This window comes from Mycobacterium sp. BK086, assembly GCA_004362315.1.
In the GTDB taxonomy this organism is placed as follows: Bacteria; Actinomycetota; Actinomycetes; order Mycobacteriales; family Mycobacteriaceae; genus Mycobacterium.
Genome location: SNWL01000003.1, coordinates 1300735 through 1320321 on the forward strand (window position 1 = coordinate 1300735; position 19587 = coordinate 1320321).

At 66.1% G+C, this 19587-nt stretch carries 17 protein-coding genes; 12 read left to right on the forward strand and 5 right to left on the reverse strand.

Features of this window, described 5'->3' with window-relative positions; genetic code table 11:
• Window positions 1–4 precede the first annotated feature (4 nt).
• Window positions 5–1174, reverse strand: a complete 1170-nt coding sequence (locus EV580_RS06335; RefSeq protein ID WP_133690210.1) for a helix-turn-helix transcriptional regulator — start codon at window positions 1172–1174, stop codon at window positions 5–7.
• Window positions 1171–2145: a LuxR C-terminal-related transcriptional regulator gene (locus EV580_RS34045; RefSeq protein WP_286171468.1), complete on the reverse strand. Its 975-nt coding sequence runs from the start codon at window positions 2143–2145 to the stop codon at window positions 1171–1173. The genes EV580_RS06335 and EV580_RS34045 overlap by 4 nt, the downstream gene beginning before the upstream one ends.
• A gap of 254 nt (window positions 2146–2399) precedes the next feature.
• Here EV580_RS34045 and EV580_RS06345 point away from each other — a divergent pair, with 254 nt between their 5' ends.
• The 8 genes from EV580_RS06345 (at window position 2400) to EV580_RS06380 (ending at window position 12559) form a co-directional block, all read left to right on the forward strand.
• Window positions 2400–3335: an NAD(P)H-dependent flavin oxidoreductase gene (locus EV580_RS06345; RefSeq protein WP_133690211.1), complete on the forward strand. Its 936-nt coding sequence runs from the start codon at window positions 2400–2402 to the stop codon at window positions 3333–3335.
• Between the two features lie 159 nt (window positions 3336–3494).
• Window positions 3495–5093 carry an acyl-CoA carboxylase subunit beta gene (locus EV580_RS06350; RefSeq protein ID WP_133690212.1) on the forward strand — a complete coding sequence of 533 codons (1599 nt, stop codon included), beginning with the start codon at window positions 3495–3497 and terminating at the stop codon, window positions 5091–5093.
• A 5-nt stretch (window positions 5094–5098) separates the two neighbouring features.
• Window positions 5099–7081 carry an acetyl/propionyl/methylcrotonyl-CoA carboxylase subunit alpha gene (locus EV580_RS06355; protein ID WP_133690213.1) on the forward strand — a complete coding sequence of 661 codons (1983 nt, stop codon included), beginning with the start codon at window positions 5099–5101 and terminating at the stop codon, window positions 7079–7081.
• Window positions 7078–7836, forward strand: a complete 759-nt coding sequence (locus tag EV580_RS06360) for an enoyl-CoA hydratase/isomerase family protein (RefSeq protein ID WP_133690214.1) — start codon at window positions 7078–7080, stop codon at window positions 7834–7836. Before EV580_RS06355 ends, EV580_RS06360 begins: the two co-directional genes overlap by 4 nt.
• Window positions 7836–8621, forward strand: a complete 786-nt coding sequence (locus EV580_RS06365) for a TIGR03084 family metal-binding protein (protein WP_133690215.1) — start codon at window positions 7836–7838, stop codon at window positions 8619–8621. Before EV580_RS06360 ends, EV580_RS06365 begins: the two co-directional genes overlap by 1 nt.
• Entirely contained in the window at window positions 8618–10375 is a 1758-nt protein-coding gene (locus tag EV580_RS06370; protein ID WP_133690216.1) for an acyclic terpene utilization AtuA family protein, read from the forward strand. The genes EV580_RS06365 and EV580_RS06370 overlap by 4 nt, the downstream gene beginning before the upstream one ends.
• Window positions 10375–11511 (forward strand): acyl-CoA dehydrogenase family protein, encoded by a 1137-nt coding sequence (locus tag EV580_RS06375; protein ID WP_133690217.1) that lies wholly within the window; start codon window positions 10375–10377, stop codon window positions 11509–11511. The genes EV580_RS06370 and EV580_RS06375 overlap by 1 nt, the downstream gene beginning before the upstream one ends.
• A gap of 7 nt (window positions 11512–11518) precedes the next feature.
• Complete coding sequence (locus EV580_RS06380) at window positions 11519–12559, forward strand: LLM class F420-dependent oxidoreductase (RefSeq protein WP_133690218.1); 1041 nt, start codon at window positions 11519–11521, stop codon at window positions 12557–12559.
• A 1-nt stretch (window position 12560) separates the two neighbouring features.
• Here the strand turns inward: EV580_RS06380 and EV580_RS06385 are convergent, their stop codons facing one another.
• Window positions 12561–13415, reverse strand: coding sequence for an extracellular catalytic domain type 1 short-chain-length polyhydroxyalkanoate depolymerase (locus EV580_RS06385; protein WP_166654594.1), 855 nt, complete (start codon window positions 13413–13415; stop codon window positions 12561–12563).
• A gap of 39 nt (window positions 13416–13454) precedes the next feature.
• Entirely contained in the window at window positions 13455–13913 is a 459-nt protein-coding gene (locus EV580_RS06390) for a hypothetical protein (protein ID WP_133690220.1), read from the reverse strand.
• Window positions 13914–14085: 172 nt separating this feature from the next.
• Between EV580_RS06390 and EV580_RS06395 the strand changes: the two genes are divergently transcribed.
• A complete protein-coding gene (locus tag EV580_RS06395) occupies window positions 14086–15480 on the forward strand; it encodes a glycoside hydrolase family 183 protein (RefSeq protein ID WP_286171470.1) in 1395 nt (464 codons plus the stop codon).
• Between the two features lie 47 nt (window positions 15481–15527).
• Entirely contained in the window at window positions 15528–16355 is an 828-nt protein-coding gene (locus tag EV580_RS06400) for an ANTAR domain-containing response regulator (protein WP_133690221.1), read from the forward strand.
• On the opposite strand, the gene EV580_RS06405 is transcribed toward EV580_RS06400, so the two are convergent.
• The gene (locus tag EV580_RS06405; protein ID WP_133690222.1) at window positions 16352–17911 is read right to left on the reverse strand and encodes a B12-binding domain-containing radical SAM protein; all 1560 of its coding nucleotides are present in this window, start codon (window positions 17909–17911) and stop codon (window positions 16352–16354) included. The genes EV580_RS06400 and EV580_RS06405 overlap by 4 nt on opposite strands.
• A gap of 216 nt (window positions 17912–18127) precedes the next feature.
• On the opposite strand from EV580_RS06405, the gene EV580_RS06410 reads away from it, so the two are divergent.
• The gene (locus tag EV580_RS06410) at window positions 18128–18415 is read left to right on the forward strand and encodes a hypothetical protein (RefSeq protein WP_133690223.1); all 288 of its coding nucleotides are present in this window, start codon (window positions 18128–18130) and stop codon (window positions 18413–18415) included.
• An 11-nt stretch (window positions 18416–18426) separates the two neighbouring features.
• Window positions 18427–19587: an LLM class flavin-dependent oxidoreductase gene (locus tag EV580_RS06415; protein WP_133690224.1), complete on the forward strand. Its 1161-nt coding sequence runs from the start codon at window positions 18427–18429 to the stop codon at window positions 19585–19587.

The window sequence follows — 19587 nt, forward strand, 5'->3', positions numbered from 1 at the left end:
GATCTCAGCGATCGCGCAGCGCCCAGGCGATGGCCTGCGCCCGATTGACCGCGCCGTACTTCCGCAGGATGTGCTTGACGTGTGATTTCACGGTGCCTTCGGTGATCACCAGCTGGTCGGCGATGGCCTGATTGGTCGCACCGGTCACCATCAGCTCCAGTACGTCGGATTCCCGGTCGGTCAACTCGACTCGTCCTGGCGCGCCTCCCGGCGAATCGATGTCGGGCTCGTCGCACGCCCGCGCCGACTCCAGGCCTGATTCGCAGAGCTGGTCGATCCTGTCGACCGTGCCGAAGAACAACTCCCGCACACTGTCACGCTGAGCACGCAGCCGCTCGAGAAGTACCGCCCGCTCGTAGATGTGGCTGAAGCCATCCGCGAACGCCCACAGGACATCTCGGTCGGACTCGTCGACCCTTCGAGGCAACGGGTGATGGTCGGTGTGCAGGAACCCGATGACGTCGTTGCCGAGAAGCAGTGGTGCGACGACGTAGGAACGGGACTGTCCGGCCGCAACGATGAGCGGACGGTACACCGGAGCATTCGCGGTGTCATAGACCAGCGATGGCCGTCGCCGGGACAGCATCTCCGCCTCGGGAGCCGTCTCGGAAAGCGGGACACGCTGATTGATCCAGGAGCTGAACCACGACGCATTCGCGCTGTCGCCGCGCTCGTGCAAGATCAGCGGCTTCCAGCTGCGACTCTCTACCTTGGACAGCACGGCCCGGTGAAATCCGCAGCGCAGCACCAATTCTTCGCACGCGCTGTCGACGAGCGCGGCCGAACCGGCCAGGCCCCGCAATCGGGTGAGACCCGCCGCGCAATCGGCCAGCCGCTGCCCGCGCATCGCGGTGTCATGCAGATACCAGTCCATGGCGAGCTGTTGCAGATTCAGGACCTGGTCGCAGAGCTGACGAGCAGCGTTGACCTCGCCATCAGGAGTTCGACGGAGTCGGTCGATGCAGGCATGGGTCAGTGCGGAGATCAATTCCGCTGCCCGCCATGGCACGTCCCATTCGACAGCAGGCAAGGTCAGCTGAGTATCGAGAATTGTCTGGGTGTGCTCACTGGCCACTCGCAGGCGCTCGACCAGTTCGATCTCTCGGGACCACCAGTCGGCCCTGGAACGTGCTGAACCGGAACGTGTTCCGTCACTGGCAAGGGACACACTCATCGCGGCCGCCGTTCGTCGAGTTTGGCCTCCCGCAGATAGCAGGCGATGGCGGCGGCGCGATTGCCGGCGCCAAGCTTGTGCAGGATGTGCTTGACATGGGACTTCACGGTGCTTTCGGCGACCGTCAGACGATCGGCGAGCTGAGCATTGGTTGCCCCGCGGGCCAACAGCGCCAGCACTTCCCGCTCCCGCGCGGTCAACCGGGACATCCTGCTGGATTCCCGGACTTCGCCGCGATCCCAAACAGCGCCACCCACACCATAATTCGACACCGGGCGCGGTGCCGCATCGAGAGCAAGGCTGGGCACCTCGTCGATCTCGGCCAGCGCACGAACCGCCGCATCGCAGACCTCGGCGACACTGCGCCGTTGTTGATCAGCACGATCGGCGAGAACCGCCCGCTCGTAGGCCACCCCGACACCATCGGCGTAGAGGCGAAGCAGATCGCGATCCAGCGCGGCGACTGCCGGTCCCGCGACGCGGTCGGCGTGCACGAGCCCGACGACCGTCGACATCGCGATCACCGGGGCCACGACATAGTCGCGGGTGCCGGTCCGCTCGATCAGGGGCACATGGGCGCGCGGCTCATTCTGCGCATCGTTGACCAGGGCAGGCACTCGGCGCCGAACCACCTCGGCCTCGACCAGCGGGGAGGCCAGCGCGACCTCGAGATCCTCGATCACGCCGTCGATCTGAAGGCTCACCTGCCCGTCGGCGTCCCTGACGTAGAGCGCCTGGGGTGACCACATCGACCCGCGGACCGCAGACAACATCACTCTGTCGAAAGCGCCACTGGCGCACAGCTGCCGCGGCGCTGCACCCAGCACCGAAGCCGTCGTCGACTCCTGGCGCACGCGATCGAGAGCGTCCAGTACGCCCCTGAGCGCCCCGGCAGAGGCATCGCTGGATTGCTGCACCGACGTCAGGCGGGCAGCACTGACCTCCGCCAGCTCATCCGCAAGCTGAGCCACGCCCAGCGAGTCGGGCCAAACATCCGTGTCGATGGGGTGCGCTCCTCGCATGTCTCCGGACCAATGCGGATCCAGATTAACTAATCCAGACATCATTCGTGAGCTGCATCACTTTTGTCAACTGCCCTTTCGCTCAAAAATATGCCCGCAATCAGCGTCCAACCGAGCCCACGGACCGCGTCGGCCGCACCACCCGAGTTGACCCGTTAGTTATTGTTCATTCACTAAATCCCGACAATCGGTAAAGGTGACCAGTGCACACTCCCCGACCATGGCAGAACCGGCTCGCCCTGCCCGCGATCGCAGCCCCCATGACTGCGGTATCCGGGCCGGATCTCGTCATCGCCGCATGCCGTGCCGGAGCGATCGGCGCCTTCCCCACCCACAACGCCCCCAGTTCGGCCGCGCTCGACGACTGGCTCGGGCATATCCGCGCCGCCCTGGCGCCCGACTGCGCGCCGGTGGCCGCCAACCTGGTGGTCCATGGCTCCAATCGGCGACTGTCGGCCGACGTCGAGATTCTCCAACGGCATGGCATCGAGCTGGTCATCACCAGCGTGGGGTCACCGGAGCCGGTCGTCGGACCGCTGCACGACGCGGGAGCGCAGGTCTATGCCGACGTCGCCAGCATCGATCACGCCCGGCGCGCGCTGGCGGCGGGCGTCGACGGGCTGATCCTGCTGACCGCCGGCGCAGGCGGGCAGACCGGATGGGCCAACCCCTTCGCGTTCGTGCGGTCGGTCCGGGAGTTCTACGCCGGGCCGGTAGTGCTCGCCGGCGGCATCACCGACGGTCGATCGATCCTGGCCGCCGAGATCCTCGGTGCCGATCTCGTGTACCTGGGCACCCGATTCATCGCCACCCACGAGAGCATGGCCGACGACGCCTACCGGGCTGCCCTGGTCGCCGCCAGCCTGGACGACGTCAGGCTGTCCACCCGCGTCGGCGGAATCCCCGCCAGCCTGCTCGCCAGTTGGCTCGACAAGGCCGAGCAGGACGCGCCGCCGGAAGCTTCACCCGACACCGGCTTCAACCAGGATCGGTTGCTGTCCAACAGCACTGCCTGGAGTGCCGGCCACAGCGTGTCGGGTGTCGGCGCTGTGACATCGGCGGCCGAGCTGATCGCCACCCTCGTCGGGCAATACACCGCCGCACGCCACGATTCGGCAGGCCTAGTGACCAATGACTAGCACCAGCGCCAAGCGTCTACCCCCGTCGGATCGTCTATCTCACCAGATAGAGGTGACTATCGGGATTCCGTTGGAGTTCCGCCCACGCACACTTAGTGTTTCATCGTTCACTATCCGACTGCGGCCCTTCCGATACCGCCGCCGCGACAAGGAATTCTGATGCCGGCCTTGAGTACCGAAGTCGACACCGCTTCGCCCGCCTACCTGAGCAACCTGGAAGCACAGTCGGCCGCCGTCGCCGCGCTCAACGAGCAACTCGAACTCGTTGCTGCCGGCGGCGGTCCGCGCTACGTCCAACGACACCACGAGCGCGGGCGACTGCTCGCACGCGAACGCATCGAACTGCTGGTGGACCGCGACGGTCCGTTCATGGAGCTGTCCGCACTGGCGGCCTGGGGCACCGAATTCAACGTCGGTGCGGCGATCGTGACCGGCATCGGGGTGATCTGCGGTACCGAGTGCATGATCATCGCCCACGACCCCACCGTGCGCGGCGGCACGATGAACCCCTACACGCTGCGAAAGAACTTGCGGGCCTTGGAAATCGCCCGGATCAACCGGTTGCCGGTGGTCTACCTCGTCGAATCCGGCGGCGCAGACCTGCCCACCCAGGCGGAATTGTTCGTTCCCGCGGGGCGGATCTTCCACGAGCTCACCGAGCTGTCCGCCAAGGGGATCCCCAGCGTCGCTTTGGTATTCGGCAATTCCACCGCAGGCGGGGCATATGTGCCCGGCATGTGTGACTACGCGGTGCTGGTCGACCGGCAGGCGAAGGTCTTCCTGGGCGGGCCTCCCCTGGTGAAGATGGCGACCGGCGAAGATGCCGACGACGAGGATCTCGGCGGGGCCGATATGCATACCCGGGTCTCAGGCCTGGGCGACTACTTCGCCGTCGACGAAGTCGACGCGATCAGGATCGGCCGCGATATCGTCACCCACCTCAACTGGCACAAGCTGGGTCCCGGGCCGACCCGTCCCGCCGACGAACCCCTCTACAGCACAGAGGAATTGCTCGGCATCGCCTCGGGCGACTCCCGGGTTCCCTTCGATCCGCGGGAAGTCATCGCCCGAATCGCCGACGGCTCCCGCTTTTCCGAGTATAAGCCCCGCTGGGGCACCAGCATCGCGACGGGTTGGGCATCGATCCACGGGTTCCCGGTGGGGATCCTGGCCAACACCCGCGGTGTGCTCTTCTCCGAAGAGTCCAAGAAGGCAACCGAATTCATCCTGTTGGCCAACCAGACGGACACTCCGCTGATCTTCCTGCAGAACGTCACCGGCTATATGGTCGGCACCGAGTACGAGCAGGGCGGCATCATCAAGGACGGCGCCAAGATGATCAACGCCGTCACCAACAGCACCGTCCCGCACATCACCGTCAACATGGGCGGGTCGTTCGGCGCCGGCAACTACGGCATGTCGGGCCGCGCCTACGACCCGCGCTTCATGTTCAGCTGGCCCAACGCCAAGCTCGCGGTGATGGGCGCCCAACAGCTCGCGGGCGTCCTGTCCATCGTCGGAAAAGCCTCGGCCGCGGCGGCCGGGCGCGACTTCGACGTCGAAGCCGACGCGGCCCGAACCGCTGAGATCGAAGAACAGATCGAACGCGAATCGCACTCGTTCTACGTGTCGGCGCGGATCTACGACGACGGTGTGCTCGATCCGAGGGACACCCGCTCCGCGCTGGGCATGGCCCTGTCCGCCGCCCATTCCAACGTCATCGAAGGACGCCGGGGCTTCGGCGTTTTCAGGATGTGAGGACCGTGTTCCACAAGCTGCTCATCGCCAACCGCGGGGAGATCGCCGCCCGCATCATCCGGACCGCTCGCGAGATGGATATCGCAACCGTCGCGCTGTACTCCGACGCCGACCGCAACATGCCGTACGTGGCCGCCGCCGACGAGTCGGTTCATCTGCCCGGCACAGCTCCGGGCGACACGTACCTGCGCGGTGATCTGGTCCTGGCCGCCGCCGCCCGCACCGGAGCCGAGGCGATCCATCCGGGATACGGATTCCTCTCGGAGAACGCCGATTTCGCTGCTGCGTGCGCCGCGGCCGGAGTCGTGTTCGTCGGGCCGAGCCCCGATGCGATCACCGCGATGGGCTCCAAGATCGCCGCCAAGGAGCTGATGGCGGCGGCCGGCGTCCCGGTGCTGCCCGGCGCGACCGTCCAGAGCGGTGGCGACCTCGATCCCGCGCACCTCACCGAGGCGGCAGCCGCCATCGGCTACCCGATCCTCGTCAAGGCCGCGTTCGGCGGCGGCGGCCGCGGCATGCGGATCGTCGCCGACGCCGGCTCGCTGGTCGAGGCAGTACAGAGCGCACGCCGGGAGGCCGCGTCGGCCTTCGGCGACGGGACGGTGTTTCTGGAGAAGTTCGTCGAGTCTCCGCGCCACATCGAGGTGCAGATCTTCGGTGACAGCCACGGCAGCGTCGTCCATCTCGGCGAGCGGGAATGCTCGATCCAGCGGCGCTATCAAAAGATCGTGGAGGAGGCACCGTCGACCGCGGTCGACGCCGCGCTGCGGGCCGAACTGGGGCGGGCTGCGGTGGCCGCGGGTCAAGCGCTGGCCTACGAGGGGGCGGGCACCGTCGAATTCGTGATGGCACCGGACGGGTCGTTCTATTTTCTCGAGGTCAACACCCGCTTGCAGGTCGAGCACCCGGTCACCGAGCTGGTCACCGGTATCGATCTGGTCCGCGCCCAGCTGCTGGTGGCCAGCGGGCAGCCGCTGCCACCCGAGATGCTGGACTCCGCACCGCGTGGACACGCGATCGAGGTTCGGCTCTACGCCGAAGACGTTGCCGCAGGCTTCATTCCGGCCTCGGGTACCCTGAGGACCCTCGAATTTCCCGACTTGCCCGGTGTCCGCATCGATGCCGGATTCGAGTCGGGGTCGGCGATCAGCACGTTCTACGATCCGATGCTGGCCAAGGTGATCGGCTACGGCGCCACCCGCGACGAGGCCTGCGCGCGGGTGGCGCGCGCCCTCAGTGAGACCCGAGTGCACGGCGTGGCCACCAACCGCGACCTGCTCATCGGCATCCTGCGTGAACCGGAGTTCCTATCCGGCGCGATCGACACCGGCTATCTCGATCGGCACACCCCGGCCGCCCTGGTCGGCGAGGGCGCTGCCACGGCACAGGTCCACGCCTTGGTGGCCGCCCTGGCCGCCCAGGCCGATCGTCGCTCCACCACACCGGTGCTGCCCGGGCTTCCGTCCGGATGGCGGACCCTGCCGTGCGCGGACCAGCGGGTGGCCTTCACCGTGGGCGAGACCGAGATCGACGTGTCGTACCGCTTCACCCGCGGCGAGGTCGACGCGTCGGTGGCGGGGGCGCGGTTGGCAGTCCGCTTGCACAGTCCCTCAGCCACTCTCGTCGATGCCGAGATCGACGGGGTGCGTAGGCAATACCGGGTCGTGCGAGATGGGCTTGATCACTACGTCGACAGCACGCTGGGTTCGACGGCGCTGCGCGAGACCGAGCGGTTCCCCGATCCGACGTCGGTCGCCGAAGCTGGCTCGCTGGTGGCCCCGATGCCGGGCGCGGTGGTACGCATCGAGGTCATCCAGGGCAGTCGCGTGCTGGCCGGTACACCGGTGGTCGTGCTCGAGGCGATGAAGATGGAGCACACCGTCCGTGCCCCGGCCGACGGTATCGTCGCGACGATTTCGGTGGCTGCCGGAGATCAGGTGGAATCGGGTCAGGTCCTGGCGGTCGTCAGCGCGGACGAACCGGCATGACCGTCGAGTACGACGTCCGAAACGGCGTCGCGTGGTTGACGATCAATCGTCCGGAGGCCCGCAACAGTCTCGACAAGTCGGTGCGCGACGGGCTCTTCGACGGAGTGCGCCGGTTCAACACTGATGACTCGGCAAAGGTCCTGGTGCTGACCGGAGCCGGAGACAAAGCGTTCTGTGCGGGCGGCGATCTCAAAGAGATGTCGGCGCAGCGACTCGGTATCCCGCCCATCGATTTCGTCCCTCAGTTCGGCCGCAACATCGATGTCGACAAACCGACGATCGCCGCCGTCAACGGAGTGGCGTACGCGGGCGGATTCTTGTTGGCACAGACCTGCGACCTCTGCGTGGCCTCCACGACAGCGTCATTTGCGATCACCGAGGCGCGGGTTGGCCGCGGCTCTCCCTGGGCAGCACCTCTTTCCGCGATGATCCCGCGGCGCATCGCCATGGAACTGATGCTCACTGCGGCGCCCCTGGACGCTCAGCGCGCCTACGAGATCGGATTCGTCAACCGTCTTGCCGAGCCCGCCGACCTCGTCGCCGTGACCCAGGCACTCGCCGAGCAGATCAGCACCAACGCACCGTTGTCCGTGGCGGCGGGAAAGCAGACCGCGGGCCTGATCGCGCAACATCCGCTCGACGAGGCGTTCGAGGTCGCGGAAAAGATCTGGGCGCCGGTCTATCTCAGTGACGACGCCCAAGAAGGTATGCAGGCCTTCAAGGACAGGCGTCAACCTGTCTGGAAGGGGCAGTGATGAGCCTGGACTATCCGGGTCTACTGGCCGACTTCCGCCAGGAGTCAGAAACCCTCATCGCCTGCCTGCGAGAGCTGGAGCGCGGTCAATGGGCGCAGCCCACCCCGGCACCCGGATGGACCATCCACGACCAGATCTCACATCTGGCGTTCTTCGACAAGGCCACCAGGCTGGCCTTGACCGATCCCGAACAGTTCCGCACTGAGGCAGACGATCTCATCGCAGGGGGGATGGACTTCCCCGACCGCATCGCCGATGACTATCGCTCCATCGCCCCCGACGAGCTCCTTGCCTGGTTCGTCGATGAGCGACGCAGCCTCATCGAGGAATTCACCCGCGACGATCCCCGTCGCCGTGTCCCCTGGTTCGGGCCCGACATGAGCGTCGCATCCTCGGCGACCGCACGCCTGATGGAAACGTGGGCACACGGCCAGGACGTCTATGACGCCGTGGGCCTTACCCATCCGCCCAGCCCCGGCCTGCGCAGCATCGCCCACCTGGGTGTGGCCACCTTCCACTTCGCACATGTATTGCATGGATTGCCCGTTCCCGACGAGCAGGTTCGCGTGGCACTGCAGTCCCCGCAGGGCGACATCTGGACGTGGGGGCCAGACGCCACCGCCAACCACATCACCGGTACCGCTGAGGATTTCGTCCTCACTGTCACCCAGCGGCGCCATTGGACGGAGACCGGCCTTGTCGTCGAAGGCGACGTGGCACGTGGCTGGTTGGATATCGCGCAGGCATTCGCGGGCGCACCGAGCCGGCGCGGAGCATCCCGATGAACCGACCCGTCCGTATCGGGAATGCCTCGGGGTTCTACGGTGACCGACTCACCGCCATGCGCGATCTGGTCGCCAAGGCCGATATCGACGTGATCACCGGCGACTACCTGGCCGAGCTGACCATGCTGATCCTATGGAAGGCGCGCCAGAAGAATCCCGAAACGGGCTATGCACGAACGTTCCTGACACAGTTCGAACAGGTCGCCAAGGCCTGCGCTCGGCGAGGCATCAAAATCGTTGTCAACGCCGGCGGCCTGAATCCCGCCGGACTCGCCGACGCGGTGCGATCGGTCGCCGCCGAGGCAGGCGTCAACCTGAATGTCGCCCACGTCGAAGGCGATGACCTCATGCCCCACCTGGTGGAACTTCGCCAGTCCGGTGTGCCCTTCGCCCATCTCGACACCGGACAGAGTTTCGATGACGCCGGCGTACAGCCGGTTTCGGCCAACGCCTATCTGGGCGGTTGGGGCATCGCCGCGGCGTTGGCATCCGGAGCCGATGTCGTGGTCACCGGCCGGGTGACCGATGCCGCCCTCGTCGTCGGAGTGGGTGCCTGGTGGCACCGCTGGAATCGGACGGACTACGACGCCTTGGCAGGCGCCGTGGCCGCCGGTCACATCATCGAGTGCGGCCCGCAAGCCACCGGCGGCAACTACTCGCAACTGCGGGAGATCGCCGACCGCCGTTACCCCGGCTCACCGATCGCCGAATTGGCCTACGACGGAAGCTTTGTCATCACCAAGCCGGTCGGCACCGGCGGGCTGGTCTCCCCCGGCACCGTGATCGCACAGCTCCTCTACGAGGTCGGCTCCCCGCGGTACCTCAACCCGGATGTGGTGGCGCACTTCGACACCATGACGGTCACTCAGGAGGGTCCGGACCGGGTCCGGGTCAGCGGCACCACAGGATCGCCACCACCGTCGACCCTCAAGGTCGCGATGAACTACGTGGGCGGCTACCGCAACGCCATGACCATGGTGGTCACGGGACTGAACATCGAAGAAAAGGCCGAGTGGGCTGTCGAGGAGCTCTTCGAATTGCTCGGTGGACGTGACCAATTCGACGAGGTCGACATGCAACTCCTGCGTTACGACAAGCCGGATCCCACGTCGATGGCGGAAGCGACGGCGCACCTGAGGGTTACCGTCAAGGACCGCGAGCGAACCAAGGTCGACAGGGCGTTCTCCAATGCGGTGGTGGAACTCTATGTGGCCGGCTTTCCCGGCTTCCACACCACATCACCGCCGTCCTCGGCGAGCGAGTTCGGCGTCTACTGGCCGACCGTGGTGCCCGCCACGGCCGTCCAGCATGTCGTCGTGCATGCCGACGGCTCGCGCGAAACCATCCCGCACAGCGGTCCCGCCGACGGCACGCTGCCTGAGGTGATTCAACCGGAGCTGCGCCACAGTGACTTTGGGCCGACGACCCGACGTCCTCTGGGAACCATCGTGGCCGCGCGGTCGGGTGATAAGGGCGGCAACGCCAACGTCGGGGTGTGGACGGACTCCGAGGAGCGATGGGAATGGCTGCGCAGTCATCTCACCGTGGACCGCTTTCGTAAACTGGTGAGCGAATCGGCCGACTTCACGGTGCTTCGTCATGAATTCGCCAACCTGCGCGCGCTCAACTTCGTGATCGTCGGCTTCCTCGGCGAGGGCGTGGCCTCGTGTACGCGGCCCGATCCGCAGGCCAAGGCGCTCGGCGAATACCTGCGCGCCCTGCACACCGACATTCCCGACGCATTGGTGCCCTGATGGACTTCACCGAGCCAGAAGAACATCAGGACCTGCGCAAGGCGGTCGCCGCAGTCACCGACCGTTACAGCGCAAGCTACTTCGCCGAGCGTGCCGTCGCCGGGGAGCCGACCACGGAGCTGTGGCGCGATCTCGGCGCCCACGGGTTCATCGGGATCAACTTCCCCGAACAGTACGGTGGCGGCGGCGCCGGGATGGCCGAGCTCGCGATCGTGTGCGAGGAGACCGCCGCCCGCGGCTGCCCGCTGCTGCTGTTGCTGGTCTCCAGCGCGATCTCGGGGGAACTGCTCAGCCGCTACGGCAGCGACGAGCACCGACGAGAGTGGTTGCCGCGGATGGCATCCGGTGAGACGAAGGTCGTCTTCGCCATCACCGAACCGGACGCGGGATCCAACAGCCGCCAGATCAGCACCACCGCGGTCCGCGACGGCAACGACTATCTGCTGAACGGCACCAAGTACTACATCTCCGGCGTCGACGAGGCGGGTGCCTTGATCGTCGTCACCCGCTCGGCACCGGAGCGCCTATCACTTTTTCTGGTCCCAACCGATGCACCGGGATTGGTCAAGCACCGACTGCCGGTCGGGATCAGCGTTCCCGAAAAGCAATTCACGCTGCACTTCGACAATGTGCGGGTGCCGGCCTCGAGTCTGATCGGCGACGAGCACGAGGGTTTCCGGCAGGTGTTCGACGGTTTGAACCCCGAACGGATCACCGGCGCCGCGGTGTGCGTGGGCGTCGGGCGCCACGCCGTCGAGCAGGGCGCCGAGTACGCGCGCACGCGGACGGTGTGGGGGCCGCCGATCGGCTCGTATCAGGCCATCGCGCATCCGTTGGCCAAGGCCCAGATCAATGTGGATCTCGCCGCGATGATGACGGCGAAAGCCGCGTGGCTCTTCGATCAGGGGCTGCCCGCGGGCGAAGCGTCCAACATGGCGAAGTACGCGGCCGCCGAAGCCGCGGTGGAGGCCGTGGACCACGCCATCCAGGTGCACGGCGGCAACGGACTGGCCACCGAGTACGGGCTGCTGCCACAGTGGGGTTTGGCTCGGTTGTTGCGCATTGCGCCGGTGAGTCGCGAGATGATCCTGAACTACGTGGCCCAGCACACCCTGGCGCTACCTCGATCGTATTGAGGATGGTATGAAACTCGGTCTGCAGCTTGGCTATTGGAGTGCTCAACCTCCCACCAACCATGCGGAGTTGGTGGCGGTGGCCGAAGAAGCCGGCTTCGACACGGTGTTCACCGCCGAATCATGGGGTTCGGATGCGTTCACCCCGTTGGCCTGGTGGGGGCGTGAAACCACCCGGATGCGGCTGGGCACCTCGGTCGTCCAACTCTCGGCGCGCACCCCCACGGCGTGTGCGATGGCCTCGCTGACCCTGGACCACCTCTCCGGTGGGCGCCACATCCTCGGCCTGGGTGTCTCGGGCCCGCAGGTCGTCGAGGGCTGGTACGGGCAGAAGTTCCCCAAACCCTTGGCCCGCACCCGCGAATACATCGACATCATCCGCCAGGTCTGGGCCCGGGAAGCCCCCGTCACGTCAGCGGGCCCGCACTACCCGCTGCCCCTGGCCGGCGAGGGAACCACCGGACTGGGTAAGCCGCTCAAGCCGATCGTGCACCCACTGCGCGCCGACATCCCGATCATGCTCGGCGCCGAAGGCCCCAAGAACGTCGCGCTGGCCGCCGAGATCTGCGACGGCTGGCTGCCGATCTTCTACTCACCGCGGCTGGCCCCGATGTACAACGAATGGCTCGACGAAGGCTTCGCCCGCCCCGGCGCCCGGCGCTCGCGCGAGGACTTCGAAATCTGCGCCACCGCCCAGGTCGTCATCACCGACGACCGGTCCTCGATCCTGGACCTCATCAAGCCGCACCTGGCGCTCTACATGGGCGGAATGGGTGCTGAGGACACCAACTTCCACGCCGACGTCTACCGCCGCATGGGCTATGCCGACGTCGTCGACGAAGTCACCCGACTGTTCCGCAGTGACCGTAAGCACGGAAAAGAACTAGCCGCCAAGGCTGTTCCCGACGAACTGGTCGATGACTCCGCGATCGTCGGCGACATCGACTACGTGCGCAAACAGATCGTCGCCTGGGAAGCCGCCGGCGTCACCATGATGGTCATCGGCGCCCGCACCCCCGAACAGATCACCGAAGCGGCAGACCTCGTATAGCTCAGCGGGCGTGGGCGGCGAAGAACTGCCCGATGGCCGCGGAGGCGTCGAACCTGGCGGCAGGCGACGTCGGCCAGGTGTGTCCCCAGCCGTCGATCGTGACGAAGGCGACCTCGGTGCCGGCCGCACAACCCGTGGTGGACAGACGTTCCCCGCCGGGGATCGGCGCCTGGACCGCCGGCGGGCAGTGGTCGAAGGCAAGCCAGCGGTCGGCCATCGTCGGCGCCGCCACGACGGTGCTCGCGCCGCCACGGCCGATCATCCGCCCGCCGGTATAGCGCACCACCGAGTCTTTGGTGCCGTGAACCGCCAGCACCGCAACAGGTTTCGACGGGTTGCACTGCACAGTGCTGCCCAGTGTGCCCGACACCGGCGCGATCGCGGCAACGAGATCGGCACGCTCGCAGGCCAACCGGTTCGTCATGAACGCTCCCGCCGACATCCCGGTGACGAACACCCGGCCGGCCGGGACGCCGTAGGCCTGAGACAGCCGGCCGATGAGCGCGGCCAGGAAGCCGACGTCGTCGACACCCTGCCGGTCGGGCTTCGACGCACCGCGGCCGTCGGCCCAGCTGAGATCGACGCCGTTGGGGTAGGCCACGATGAAGCCGTACTTGTCGGCGACAGCATTGAAGTTGGTCTCCGCCGACTGCTTGGGCCCCGTCTGGCTGCCGCCATGCAGGTTCAGTACCAGTCCATTCGGCTTCTGCAGGCCCGCGGGCACATGCAACAAATAGGTGCGCTGGATCCCACCGAATGTGAAGGCACCGGGCGGATCGGGACTGGCAGGAGCCTGCGTGGCAGGCAAGGTGAACAGGAGCAAGACAGCAACGGCAAGCGCTACCACACGGCGCATCACGCGAATCCTTCTCGGGAAAGAACTGAATTCGCGCGATCAGCTACGCGTGCAATTGGGGTCGGCCGGCTTTGACGGCCAGACGCAGACGTTGATGAACGTCGTGGTGTTGAAGCCACCTCCGTCGAACACGCCGTAGGCGGCGCCGTTGGTGCCCGTGTACGTGGCACCGCCACCACCCGGGCCACCCGAGGTGACGATGGTCGTCACCGCCCAGCCCTTGTCGGTGAGCGCCGACTTGAACGCAGCCATCGCGTCACTCGGCGGTGAGTTGACTTCGAAGTGCAGGTGAATTCCGTTGTCGCCGATGCTATCCGGACCCTTTTTGTCTCCGGTATTCGCCGGCGTGGGCACCAGACCGGGGAGCTGGTCGGCCGCCACCGGCGCCGCGCTCGACGTGGATGTCGCGGTGCTGCCCGTGTCAGACTTGCCGCAGGCGGTTCCGGTGAGTCCGACCGCCAGCGCGACGGCCGCTATCGCGCACAGTCCACGATTCATTGCTCCCCCTCGTTCGTCATGGGCAGATTAGCCCAAAGCCGGTCTCCCAGGTTGCGACACGGTCACGGATGAATACCTATCGATGCAGGACTGGTCACAAGGGGCTCACGGCTCCCTATCGTCACATGGGATAACAGACGTCACAGCGACGTCCCGCCCCGAAAGGTGTGCCGTGTCGCCGCGCCCCCGTATGTCTCCGCTGCCACTGGCGTCGGCGCTCGTCGTCGGGCTGTGCGCGGCCACCGGCATCGCGGCGCCGGCAGCCAACGCGGATCCCTGTGAGGGCGCCTCTGCCGCAGCACAACCCGCGGCGAACCAGGCCTTCCAGATTCCGAACCCGTCGGCGATCGCACCCTTCGACCGCCCTATCGGGCACAAACCCGTCGGCGCGAATGACCAAGCGCCCCTTCCCGCATTGGGCAAGATGCTCATCAACGCATTCATGCCCAATGCCGGGCAGGTGCAGAAGCAGGCCGCCGTCGCGCCGTCACCGAAACCGGCGCCCGCGCAGCCCGCCCCCGCGCCGGCCGCGGCGCAACCGGCACCGTCCACCGCCCCGCCGGGGACCTCGGTCGTCGGCTGGGTGACCGGACCGGACAGTCCGAACCAGACCATCCAGAAGTTCGCGGTCACCGGAACCGACCTCGGAATCATGTGGGACAACGGCGATCCCGCTCGCCGGCAGGTGCTGATGGCCTTCGGCGATACGAACGGGTTCTGCGGGATCCCGGGTAAGCAGTGGCGCTACAACGTGCTGATGCGCAGCACCGACGGCTCGCTGGCCAACACGGTCGCGGTGCCCGACGGGGCCGTCGGCAACAAATACTCCGGCTCGCCAGTGTGGCGACCCGGGATCGCCAAGCAGGTGATCAACAGCATCAACCGTGCGCCGGAAGAGACGGGCATCATCCCGACCTCGGGTGTCGCCGTCGGGCAGAACCAATTCATGAACTTCATGTCCATCAGGAGCTGGGACAACTACGGCGCATGGACCACCAACTACTCGGCGATCGCGACATCGACCGACAACGGTGAGACGTGGGGCGTCTACCCCAACACCGTGCGCCAACCGACCAACGGCAATGAGAAGTTCCAGATGGGCGCCTTCCTCAAGCCCGGCCCCGGAGATCCCTACATCTACTCGTTCGGAACCCCCAACGGACGCGGCGGGTCGGCCTACGTCGCGCGGGTGAGCCCGGGACTCATCCCGGACCTGACCAAGTACGAGTACTGGAACGCCGACTCCAACTCCTGGGTGCCCGGCAGCCCGGCGGCGGCGACGCCGGTGATCCCGGGTCCGGTCGGCGAGATGTCGGCCCAGTTCAACAACTATCTGAAGCAGTACCTGGTGCTGTACTGCAACGGAAACAACGACGTCGTGATGCGCACTGCGCCGGCACCGCAGGGACCGTGGGGCCCCGAGCAGATGCTGGTGTCCTCGATGCAGATCCCCGGCGGCATCTACGCGCCGTTCCTGCATCCGTGGTCGACGGGCCGGGAGCTGTACTACAACCTCTCGCTCTGGTCGGCCTACAACGTAATGCTCATGCACACTGTGCTCCCCTAGCGTCCCATTTACCCCCCGAACGGCCCAGTAGTGGGACACTCAGCGACATGGACGACACCAGCGATCCACGCGTCGAAGACTCCATCCCGACCGACGTCCTGGATGGCACCGAAACCGAACAGGCGGCCGAGATCGTGGTCGACGCCGCCATCCGCAAGACCATCTCGCCTGCCGCTCTGGGCCGGATGCTGGTCGATGCCGGCCGCAGCATCGCCGACGAAAACGACCTCCTGACCCTGTTGCAGCAGGTCGCGGCCATCGCGCACGAGGCGATCGAGGGTGCGGACTACACCGGCATCACCATCGACCTCGGCGGTCTGACCTATACCGCGGTCCACACCGATGAGCGCACGTTGCGCATCGACAGCGACCAGTACGAGGTCGGTGACGGCCCGTGCCTGCACGCCGCGCGCACCCGCAGTATCGTGCTGCTCGATTCCGAGGACGCGATGCAACGCTGGCCGGCCTTCGCGGCCGCCGCGCGCACCGAGGGCGTCCACAGCTTCCTGGCCGCTCCCCTGTATACCGACGACCTGACGCTGGGGTCGTTCAATTTGTACGGGCGGGCGTTTCACGCCTTCGACAGCCTCGATGCCGAGATCCTGGACCTGTTGACCACCGCGGTATCCCGGGCGATCGGCGACTTCGCCCGGTTCAAGTCCGCCGAGGACACCGCGGAGTCGATCCAGCGCGTGCTACAGACGCGGGCACCGATCGAGCAGGCCAAGGGCGTGCTGATGGCGATGCGGGGCATCGATGCCGACGAGGCGTTCGATGTGCTGCGCGTGCAGAGTCAGGCGACGAATGTGCCTGTCCGAGTACTTGCTGTGGATTTCCTGGACAAGGTCACCGGAAGCGCCGGCGAGCAGAACTAGAAGGTATTGACCAGCGTTCGGCGCTCGGACATTTCCCGCGACATCGTGTAGTGGTGGTAGTGCGTTGCGCACTTGACCACGCTGACGAACAAGACGCCGGGATCGGGCCGGCTGCGCAGCATCTTCCACATCCGACGCCGATAGACCTGCCGTAGGTGTTGATCCGGCACGTTCTTCATCAACAGCAGGAACAGACCGAACGCGCGGCCGCCGTCGAGCAGCTGCGCCTTTCTGCGCCGCCACGGATGGGCGTTCAGGTAGGCGTTACGGGCCCGTCCGAAGTCGAATTTGCGTGTCAGATAGAGACTTTCGAGCCGCTCGAAGTAGGAGTCGGGGTCGTAGAGGTCTCGCATCAGGGCGATGTAGCCGTCCCGCAACTCGTCGCGACTCATGTTGAGCGGAATCACGTTGGTGCCGAACGTCTGCTCGTCGTCGAGATCGAGGCGGCCCTCGGTCTTCAGGCGCGCGTGCAACGGGGTCTTGGGAATGGCGGCGAGCATGCCGACCATCGCGTGCATGATGTCGGTCTGATTGATGAATTCGGCTTGTTCCTTGAAGATTCGGGCATCGTCGTTGTCGAAGCCGACGATCATGCCGCACCAGACTTCCAGGCCGGAGTCCTGCACCTTGCGGACCCGGTCGACGATCGTCCCGCCCTTTTTCACGTTCTGATACTTCTTCGCCTCTTTCAGCGAGTCTTCGTTCGGGCTCTCGATACCGATGAAGACCACCGTGATGTTGGCGGCGACCATCAACTCCATCAGCTCGTCGTCTTCGGCGAGGTTCAGTGACGCCTCGGTGAAGAACTGCAAGGGATAGCCCTCGCGTTCCTGCCACGCGTGGACGTCGGCCAGTAGCACCTTGACGGCGGCTTTGTTGCCGATGAGGTTGTCGTCGACGATGAAGCCGATCGACAGGCCCGCCTTGCGCATCGCTTCCAGCTCGGCGATCACCTGGGCGCTGGTCTTCAGCCGCGGCTTGCGACCGAACGTGACGATGATGTCGCAGAACTCGCACTGGAACGGGCAGCCCCGGCTGAACTGAATGCTGCCGAAGACGTAGTTCTTGGTCTTGAGCAGGTCGTAACGCGGCACCGGGACCGTCGTCATATCGGTGCGGTCGGCTTGCTCATAGCGGTACTGGTGCCGGCCGTGCGCCCAGTCGTCCAGGAATTGCGGCCAGGTGGTCTCGGCTTCGCCGACGAAGATCGCGTCGGCCAGGCCGTCGAAGTAGTCCTCCCGCACGCTGACCCAGGGTCCGCCGACGACGACGAAGACGCCGCGGGACTTGAGCTCGCCCAGGATCTCGCGCATGCGCTGGCGCTGCACGATCATGCCGGTCAGCCCGACGATGTCGGCCCGCGCGACCTTCTCGAAGTCGATTTCCTCGACGTTCTCGTCGATGAGCGTGACGTGATGTTCGTCGGGCGTCAGCGCGGCCAGCAGCGGCAGGCAGGCCGTCGGCACATTGCACTTCTTGCCGAGCAGCGGAAGTGCGTGTTCCAGGCCCCAGTAGGACACCTGAAACCGAGGATTGATGATGACAATGTTGGCCACAGCGTCTGCTCCGAATCGAACTCGTAAGACGTCAGTCGGCGTTGCTTGCCAAGCGGAGCCTAGCAACATGACCTGGCCAAACGAGTCAATCGCACATAGTCGGGACGAGGCCCGGATGGAGCCTCTGCCAAATTGACGGTAACGCTGCGTCCTCGGTTCGGTCACGACCTTTCCCGGGCTCTGCCGATTTGGTCCTCACGGTGGTGTGATCGGACCGTGGATGCGGTCGGAGCGGTGAGTTATGTCCTCATCGGGGTCGCCGCCCTCGCCGCGCTCGGCGGCTACATCGCCGGGGTCGTGCGGCAGCGCAACAAGCGCCGCGTGCGTGGTTACTTCGCCCTCGGCGTCGTCACCGGATTCATGGCGGCGGTGATCACGCGACGACGGCTCGATCGGCTCGTGCCTGTCGCCCGTCGACTGGCACTCCCCCAGCGATTCGACAATCCGCTGACTCTCGCAACCTTGCAACTGCGACGGGGCTTGAATTCGGTGCTCACCCGGTAGCGTGCGGGCGTATGCGCTTCGGTAACTTCATGGCCCCCTTCCACCCGACGGGGCAGAACCCGACTCTCGCGATCGAGCGCGACCTCGACTTGATTGTGGCGATGGATCGCCTGGGGTTCGCAGAAGCCTGGATCGGTGAGCATCACTCGGCGGGATTCGAGATCATCGCCTCGCCCGAGGTGGTCATCGCCGTTGCCGCCGAACGCACCAAGCACATCAAGCTCGGCACGGGTGTGAGCTCGCTGCCGTACCACAATCCGTTGATGCTGGCCGACCGCATGGTGCTGCTCGATCACCTCACCCGGGGCCGGGTGATGCTGGGCTGCGGACCGGGACAGCTGACGTCTGACGCACACATGCTCGGTATCCCCGCCGACGAGCAGCGGCCACGCATGGAGCAGTGTCTCGACGCGATCATGCGGCTGCTGCGCGGCGAGACCGTGACCATGCACACTGACGGGTTCATCCTTCAAGACGCGCGCCTGCAACTGAAGCCCTACAGCGATCCGTGCTTCGATGTCGCTGTCGCAGCGTCGTTTTCGCCCACCGGGCCGCGCGGCGCCGGCAAGCACGGCATCGGCATGCTGTCGATCGCGGCGACCGCGAGGCAGGGCATGAACATGCTCGCGCATCACTGGGCGACCTGGGAGGAGGTGGCGCGCGAGAACGGCCACGTCGCCGACCGCTCGCAGTGGCGGCTCGTCGGGCCGATGCACCTGGCCGACACCCGCGAGCAGGCCGAGCGTGACGTCGAATACGGCATCGCCGAGTTCTCCCGCTACTTCAGCCACATCCTGCCCGCGGGTCCGGTCCAGGGCGACACGGTGGCCGAGATCATCGCCAACAACCGCGAATCGGGCTTCGCCGTGATCGGTACGCCTGATGACGCCATCGCCAAGATCGAGGAACTCATCGAGGCCAGCGACGGCGGCTTCGGTGCGTTCCTGCTTTTCGATCACGACTGGGCGCCACCGGCGGCCAAGCTGCACAGCTACGAGTTGTTCGCGCAGTACGTGATGCCTCATTTCACCGGCCAGCTCACGGGGCCGGAAGCGTCGCGGGACTGGGTGACCGCAAGCGGGACGCAGTTCGTGGACCGGGCCGCGCACGCCATCGGCAAGGCGATCGAAGACCATGCCGCCGAGCAGAAAGCGAAAACGTCCGCGCAATAA

Excerpts from the sequence above, each read along its gene's own strand:
- EV580_RS06370 (WP_133690216.1), top strand. The coding sequence starts at position 8,618 with ATGAACCGACCCGTCCGTATCGGGAATGCCTCGGGGTTCTACGGTGAC.
- EV580_RS06380 (WP_133690218.1), top strand. The coding sequence starts at position 11,519 with ATGAAACTCGGTCTGCAGCTTGGCTATTGGAGTGCTCAACCTCCCACC.
- EV580_RS06360 (WP_133690214.1), top strand. The coding sequence starts at position 7,078 with ATGACCGTCGAGTACGACGTCCGAAACGGCGTCGCGTGGTTGACGATC.
- EV580_RS06335 (WP_133690210.1), bottom strand. The coding sequence starts at position 1,174 with ATGAGTGTGTCCCTTGCCAGTGACGGAACACGTTCCGGTTCAGCACGT.
- EV580_RS06415 (WP_133690224.1), top strand. The coding sequence starts at position 18,427 with ATGCGCTTCGGTAACTTCATGGCCCCCTTCCACCCGACGGGGCAGAAC.
- EV580_RS06385 (WP_166654594.1), bottom strand. The coding sequence starts at position 13,415 with ATGCGCCGTGTGGTAGCGCTTGCCGTTGCTGTCTTGCTCCTGTTCACC.
- EV580_RS06400 (WP_133690221.1), top strand. The coding sequence starts at position 15,528 with ATGGACGACACCAGCGATCCACGCGTCGAAGACTCCATCCCGACCGAC.
- EV580_RS06365 (WP_133690215.1), top strand. The coding sequence starts at position 7,836 with ATGAGCCTGGACTATCCGGGTCTACTGGCCGACTTCCGCCAGGAGTCA.
- EV580_RS06375 (WP_133690217.1), top strand. The coding sequence starts at position 10,375 with ATGGACTTCACCGAGCCAGAAGAACATCAGGACCTGCGCAAGGCGGTC.
- EV580_RS06390 (WP_133690220.1), bottom strand. The coding sequence starts at position 13,913 with ATGAATCGTGGACTGTGCGCGATAGCGGCCGTCGCGCTGGCGGTCGGA.
- EV580_RS06350 (WP_133690212.1), top strand. The coding sequence starts at position 3,495 with ATGCCGGCCTTGAGTACCGAAGTCGACACCGCTTCGCCCGCCTACCTG.